Below are 7306 nucleotides of genomic sequence, written 5' to 3' on the forward strand. Positions count from 1 at the left end.
CTGGTTCGAGGGTGTTAAGCGGTTCTTCGATACCAAGTAAGCGTTTCTGCTCCGATAGGAAAAAGCCCGGCATGATTCTCATGTCGGGCTTTTTTGTGGTTGTGTGCCGCGCATGGCGGCTCTCAGTCAATAGTATGGAATTTGATCAGGTTCATTGCCGCTGTGAACAGCCTTGCGATATTGTGCATAAAAACAACAATAATCAGAGGCAATTATGAATTCACGGCGACTGGCGTGTGTGCTGGGGGCGTTGTTGTGCTGTGCACCCGTCTTTGCGGTGTGCGCACCGGTGGATCAGGCCCATGAGCGCGTCCGCGCTACCTTTTCCCAGAAGGCGCCGCTGGTGCCGAACCTGCCGGTATTGAATGCCGACTGGCAGCCTGCGCCTTTCGATCCGGCCCCTTATACCTTCACGGTGGAAGAAATCCGCGCTAACTGGGATCAGTTTATGCGTGGCTTGCGCTTGCCGTACCCCTCTGCCGACTACCTGCAAGCTCGCTATCAGCGCTTCCCGGATCTGTATCGGGATCTGCGCTATCAGGATGACGACTGGGAGCAGCATAGCCGCAATGTGCTGGAGGCCTGGCAGGCCTTCTTCCGTGGCGATTTCCGTCAGGCCCGGGATCTTGGGCATCGCTATGGAGGGTACGCCCGGGTGCCGGCGGTGGTGGCGCAGATTGTGTATGCCACCTATCTGGCGCCCACTCATGAGCAGAAGCAGCAGCTGTTGCAGGAGGCCATCAATGACATGGCCTGGTTCGGCGAGAAGATGGTGGTGTTGCCTGGCGACAAGGCGCTCACGGCGGATTACTGCATGATGCGGCTGGGGTTTGGCTATGCGGTGGCGCGGCTGGCAGAAGATGAGTCCGTGCCGGCCACCTTGCAACGCAATTACGCCGCCATGGTGATCAATGCGGCCACGGAAATGTTGGCGGTGGCGCCGGATCACCCGTTGGCGTTGTCATTGAGTGCGGCGTTTGAAGCCAATGTGCTGCGCCGGGTGGGCAAAACGGCGGGCAAGCTGACGCTGGCGGCGGACAGCAAGGATGCCATTCAGCCGTTCGAGGCTGCGCTCAGGCAAGAAAAGGATCTGGCGATTGTTCGCTATGAGTACGCTAACAGTCTGCTTTATACCTATCAGGAAGAGGCGCTGGAGCCGGCGTTGACCCAGTTGCAGGTGGCGGCGCAGTTGCCCGCCGGCTTTTCCATGGAGTGGCTCGACCGCGCCTATGCCCGCAAGCGGCTCAAGGAGGTGTTGGCCTGGCGCGATAGCGGCATAAGCTTCAAGCGCTTCGACCGAAAGCGGCGCAAGTACATGCTCAAGGAAAACGCCAATCTCTACGCGGTGACCCTGTCGCCCTTTCTGGTAGAATAAGCCGCTTGATGCCGGACGCCAGAGGCTTGGCGCTTTTGCCCGTTCCCGTTTGGGGCGGGTGGGGCGTGAGGCCTCTGGCGTTCGCCGTCCCGCTTTTAATCAAGGAGACACCATGAAAGTAGGTATTATCGGCGCCGCCGGTCGCATGGGCCGTATTCTGATCGAGGCGACGCTGGCCAACCCGGATACAACGCTGGCGGCGGCGGTGGATGTGCCCGGCTCCAGCCTGATTGGTGCGGATGCCGGTGAGCTGGTGGGCCAGGGCAGTAGTGGTGTGTTGCTGGCGGATGACTTGAGCAAGGTGGTGAACGATGCGGATGTGTTCATCGACTTCACCGTGCCGGAAGCCACGGTTAAAAACCTTGAGATCTGCCGGGCGGCGGGGACCAAACTGGTGATCGGCACTACCGGGCTGGATGACACCCAGACAGCGGCGCTGCGCGCTGCCAGCGACGATATCGCCATCTGTTTTGCGCCGAATTATTCTATCGGGGTGAATCTGTGCTTCAAGCTGCTGGAAACTGCGGCCCGGATCATGGGCGATGAAGTGGATATCGAAGTGATTGAAGCCCACCACCGGCACAAAATCGATGCGCCGTCAGGCACGGCGTTGCGCATGGGTGAAGTGGTCGCCCAGACCCTGGGCCGAGATCTGAGCGAGTGTGCCGTGTATGGCCGTGAAGGCCGCACCGGCGAGCGCGAGCGCCACACCATCGGCTTCGAGACCATTCGTGCCGGCGACATTGTTGGTGACCACACAGTGATGTTCGCGGCGGAAGGTGAGCGGGTGGAAATTACCCACAAGGCCTCCAGCCGTATGTCGTTCGGCCGTGGTGCGGTGCGGGCAGCCGCCTGGCTTGGCGGCCATGACAAGGGCCTGTTCGACATGCAGGACGTGCTCGGCTTGGCCGGGGAAAGCGCCGGTTGGGGCAAGGCCTAGCCGCCTGCCAGGCCCGCCACTGGTCTATCAGCGGGATTGCCGCGTGACAGCGGGGCCACAAAGCCCTAAAATAGCGCGCAGCCCGTGATGGGCGTGCGGGGCGCCGAATGAAGAATTCAGAAAAAAGCGAGGTGGAGGAATCCATCTCGCTTTTTTGCGAGCGCACCCGCCGCAGATCTCCCTATTCCCTATCAGCCTGGAGGTTGCGTTGACGGTTCCCGCCATTCTCGCTCTTGAAGACGGAAGCATCTTTCGGGGTGTTGCAATCGGTGCCACGGGTGAAACCGTGGGTGAGGTGGTGTTTAACACCGCCATGACTGGCTATCAGGAGATCCTGACGGATCCTTCCTATGCCAAGCAGATTGTAACCCTTACCTATCCGCATATTGGTAACACTGGCGTCACTGCCGAGGACGAAGAGTCCTCCCGAATCTGGGCCTCGGGCCTGGTGATTCGTGATCTGGCCATGACAGTGAGCAACTGGCGTAGTGAGCAAACTCTTCCGGACTACCTGCGTGAGCGCAACATTGTTGCCATCGCCGATATCGACACTCGCCGCCTGACGCGCATTCTGCGTGACAAGGGTGCCCAGAATGGTTGCATTCTGGCCGGCGACAATGTGGATGAAGCACAGGCGCTGGCGGCGGCCAAGGGGTTCCCCGGCCTGAAAGGCATGGACCTGGCGAAGGAAGTGAGTGTTGCCGAGTCCTACAGCTGGACCGAGTCCACCTGGGATCTTGAGAAAGGTCACACCGAGCAGGGCGAGACCCGCTTCCATGTGGTGGCCTACGACTACGGCGTCAAGCGCAACATCCTGCGCATGCTGGCCGAGCGCGGCTGCAAGCTCACCGTGGTGCCGGCCCAGACGCCCGCGTCCGAGGTGTTGGCCATGAAGCCGGACGGTGTCTTCCTGTCCAACGGCCCCGGTGACCCGGAGCCTTGCGACTATGCCATTGCCGCGATCCAGGAGATCGTTGCCACCGGTCTGCCGGTGTTCGGTATCTGCCTGGGCCATCAATTGCTGGCGCTGGCCAGTGGCGCCAAGTCCATGAAAATGGCCACGGGCCACCACGGCGCCAACCACCCGGTGAAAACCCTGGCGGATGACACGGTGATGATTACCAGCCAGAACCACGGCTTTGCGGTGGATATCGATACCTTGCCGGACAACCTGAAAGTGACCCATGTGTCACTGTTTGACGGCACCTTGCAGGGCATCGAGCGCACCGATGTGCCGGCCTTCAGCTTCCAGGGGCACCCGGAAGCGAGCCCGGGGCCGCGTGACTGCGCGCCGCTGTTCGATCATTTCATCGAGCTGATGGAAGCTAAGTAAAAGCGTCTGACGTCCGACGTCTGACGTCCGACGCAAAGACAATCGCAACATACGTCTGACGGTTAGCGAACTATGCCTAAAAGAACTGACATCAAAAGCATCCTCATTATTGGCGCTGGCCCGATTGTGATCGGCCAGGCCTGTGAGTTTGACTACTCCGGTGCCCAGGCGTGTAAGGCGCTGCGGGAAGAGGGTTTCCGGGTGATTCTGGTGAACTCCAACCCGGCCACCATCATGACCGACCCGGCCATGGCGGATGCCACCTACATCGAGCCGATTACCTGGCAGACCGTGGCCAAGATCATCGAGAAGGAGCGCCCGGACGCGCTGCTGCCCACCATGGGTGGTCAGACCGCACTGAACTGTGCCCTGGACCTGGACCACAATGGGGTGCTGAAAGAGTTCGGCGTGGAAATGATTGGCGCCACCGAAGATGCCATCGACAAGGCGGAAGATCGCTCCCGCTTCGACAAGGCCATGAAAGCCATCGGCCTGGAATGTCCGCGTTCTGCCATTGCCCATAACATGGAAGAGGCCAACGCGGCCCTGCAAGACCTGGGTTTTCCCTGCATTATCCGCCCCAGTTTCACCATGGGTGGCTCCGGCGGTGGTGTGGCGTATAACCGGGAAGAATTCGAGGAAATCTGCCAGCGTGGTCTGGACCTGTCGCCCACCAACGAGCTGTTGATCGACGAGTCCCTGCTGGGCTGGAAAGAGTACGAGATGGAAGTGGTCCGCGACAAAAAGGACAACTGCATCATCGTGTGCTCCATCGAGAACTTTGACCCCATGGGTGTGCACACCGGTGACTCCATCACCGTGGCGCCGGCGCAGACGCTCACCGATAAAGAGCTGCAGATCATGCGCGACGCCTCTCTGGCGGTGCTGCGTGAGATCGGTGTGGAAACCGGTGGTTCCAACGTGCAGTTCGGCATCAATCCGGACAACGGGCGCATGGTGGTGATCGAAATGAACCCGCGGGTGAGTCGATCTTCCGCGCTGGCCTCCAAGGCCACCGGCTTCCCGATCGCCAAGGTGGCCGCCAAGCTGGCGGTGGGTTACACCCTGGATGAGCTGCAGAACGAGATCACCGGCGGCAAGACCCCGGCGTCCTTCGAGCCGTCCATCGATTACGTGGTTACCAAGATCCCGCGCTTCAACTTCGAGAAGTTTGCCGAAGCGGATGCGGTGCTGACCACCCAGATGAAGTCCGTGGGTGAAGTGATGGCCATCGGCCGTAACTTCCAGGAATCGGTACAGAAAGCGCTGCGCGGACTGGAAACCGAATCCATCGGTTTTGACCCTCATGTGGATCCGGCTGACCCAGACGCCCGTGAGCAAGTGGCGCAATTGCTGTCCACGCCGGGCCCGGAGCGTATCTGGATTGTTGGCGACGCGTTCCGCGTCGGCATGACCGTGGATGACGTATTCAATATCACCAAGATTGATCGCTGGTACTTGGTGCAAATCGAAGACCTGATTCGTGCCGAGCAGCAATTGGCCGACAGCACCTTCAGTAGCCTGACTCGCGACAGCCTGTATGCGCTCAAGCGCAAGGGCTTTTCCGATGCCCGCCTGGCACAGCTGCTGGGCGTGAAGGAAGCGGACGTGCGCGGCAAGCGTGAAGAGCTGGGTGTGCTGCCGATCTACAAGCGGGTGGATACCTGCGCGGCGGAATTCGCCACGGATACGGCCTACATGTACTCCAGCTACGATGAAGAGTGTGAGGCCAACCCCACCGACCGTGACAAGATCATGGTCATCGGTGGTGGCCCCAACCGGATTGGCCAGGGCATCGAGTTCGATTACTGCTGTGTGCACGCGGCGTTTGCCATGAAGGACGACGGTTACGAGGCCATCATGGTCAACTGTAACCCGGAAACCGTGTCCACCGATTACGATACTTCCGATCGCCTGTACTTCGAGCCGGTGACGTTGGAAGACGTGCTGGCCATCGTGGCGAAAGAAAAGCCCAAGGGTGTGATCGTCCAGTACGGCGGGCAGACCCCGTTGAAGCTGGCCCGTGCCCTGCAGGCTGCCGGCGTGCCGATTATTGGCACCCCGCCGGATGCCATCGATGAAGCGGAAGATCGCGAACGCTTCCAGCAGATGGTCAACAAGCTTGGTCTGAAGCAGCCGCCCAACCGCACCGCCCGTTCCCTGGAAGACGGTGTGCGTCTGGCGGAAGAAATCGGTTATCCGCTGGTGGTGCGCCCCTCCTATGTATTGGGTGGCCGTGCCATGGAAATCGTGTACAGCGAAGCGGAGCTGCGTAACTACATGATGAACGCGGTGTCCGTGTCCAACGATTCGCCGGTGCTGCTGGATCGCTTCCTGGATGATGCCATCGAAGTGGATGTGGATGCGGTCTGCGACGGTACCGATGTGGTTATCGGTGGCATCATGCAGCACATTGAACAGGCCGGCGTGCACTCCGGTGACTCCGCCTGTTCGCTGCCGCCGTACTCGCTGGATGAGGATGTGCAGGATGTGATGCGCCAGCAGGCTGCCGATATGGCGCTGGAGCTGGGTGTGGTCGGTTTGATGAACGTGCAGTTCGCCGTGAAAAGCGGTGAGGTGTATGTGCTGGAAGTGAATCCGCGTGCCTCGCGGACGGTGCCGTATGTGTCCAAGTGCATTGGTGTGTCCCTGGCGAAAGTGGCCGCCCGTTGTATGGCCGGCACCAGCCTCAAGGAACAAGGCTTCACCAAAGAGGTCAAACCGCAGCACTATTTCGTGAAAGAAGCGGTGTTCCCGTTTGCCAAGTTCCCGAAAGTCGATCCGATCCTGGGCCCGGAAATGAAATCCACCGGGGAAGTCATGGGTGTGGGAGCGACCTTCGCGGAAGCCTTTGGCAAGGCATCCCTGGGTGCAGGCGAAAAGCTGCCGGAATCGGGTACGGCCTTTATTTCCGTGCGTGAAGTCGACAAGCCTGCGTCTGTTGAAGTGGCTCGGATGTTGATTGAGCGGGGCTTCAGCCTGGTTGCCACCAAAGGCACCGCCAAGGTGCTGGGTGAGGCTGGTCTTGAAGTGAAGGTGGTGAACAAGGTGCTGGAAGGGCGTCCGCATATTGTGGACATGATCAAGAACGACCAGATTGCCCTGATCGTGAATACCACTGAAGGCAAGCAGGCGACCCGTGATTCGTTCGCGATTCGTCGCTCGGCGCTGCAACACAAAGTGTTCTACACCACGACCATCGCGGCCGCCCATGCGGTGTGTCAGGCGCTGGGGATCAGTGGTGAACCCACTGTTCGTCGCTTGCAGGACCTGCACGCAGAAATGAAATAAATCGTCGTCGGGAGCGCTCGGAGCAGGGTGCTCCGGGCGGTTCCGTTAGCAGCGCCTTTTATTTTGCGCCTGTTAAAAGATACGAGGATAACTATGCAACGTGTACCGATGACCGCCAAGGGTGCCAAAGCCCTGCGCGAGGAACTGGAAAAACTGAAAAAAGAAGATCGCCCGCGGATTTCTGCTGCGATTGCAGAAGCCCGTGAGCACGGCGACTTGAAAGAAAATGCCGAGTATCACGCTGCCCGCGAACAGCAGGGGTTTTGTGAAGGCCGCATTGGCGATATTGAAGGCAAGCTTTCCAATGCGCAGATCATCGATATTCAGACTATCGAANATACCGGCAAGGTGATTTTTGGTGTGACCG

The 7306-nt window shown here is 59.6% G+C and carries 6 protein-coding genes; all 6 read left to right on the plus strand.

Annotated features, from left to right (window positions below):
* Positions 1–218 (plus strand): hypothetical protein (locus A3754_RS28540; RefSeq protein WP_231880599.1); only part of this gene is annotated, 218 nt, incomplete at its 5' end.
* Positions 215–1375 (plus strand): hypothetical protein, encoded by a 1161-nt coding sequence (locus A3754_RS11640; RefSeq protein WP_063519822.1) that lies wholly within the window; start codon positions 215–217, stop codon positions 1373–1375. The genes A3754_RS28540 and A3754_RS11640, both read left to right, overlap by 4 nt.
* 112 nt (positions 1376–1487) lie before the next feature.
* Complete coding sequence (dapB, locus tag A3754_RS11645; RefSeq protein WP_063519823.1) at positions 1488–2315, plus strand: 4-hydroxy-tetrahydrodipicolinate reductase; 828 nt, start codon at positions 1488–1490, stop codon at positions 2313–2315.
* Between the two features lie 208 nt (positions 2316–2523).
* Entirely contained in the window at positions 2524–3648 is a 1125-nt protein-coding gene (carA, locus tag A3754_RS11650) for a glutamine-hydrolyzing carbamoyl-phosphate synthase small subunit (protein ID WP_063519824.1), read from the plus strand.
* Positions 3649–3720: 72 nt separating this feature from the next.
* Entirely contained in the window at positions 3721–6939 is a 3219-nt protein-coding gene (carB, locus tag A3754_RS11655) for a carbamoyl-phosphate synthase large subunit (protein WP_063519825.1), read from the plus strand.
* 93 nt (positions 6940–7032) lie between these two features.
* The coding region (gene greA / locus A3754_RS11660) for a transcription elongation factor GreA (RefSeq protein WP_197468637.1) at positions 7033–7306 on the plus strand (274 nt) is incomplete at its 3' end.

The organism is Alcanivorax sp. HI0083 (genome assembly GCF_001635175.1).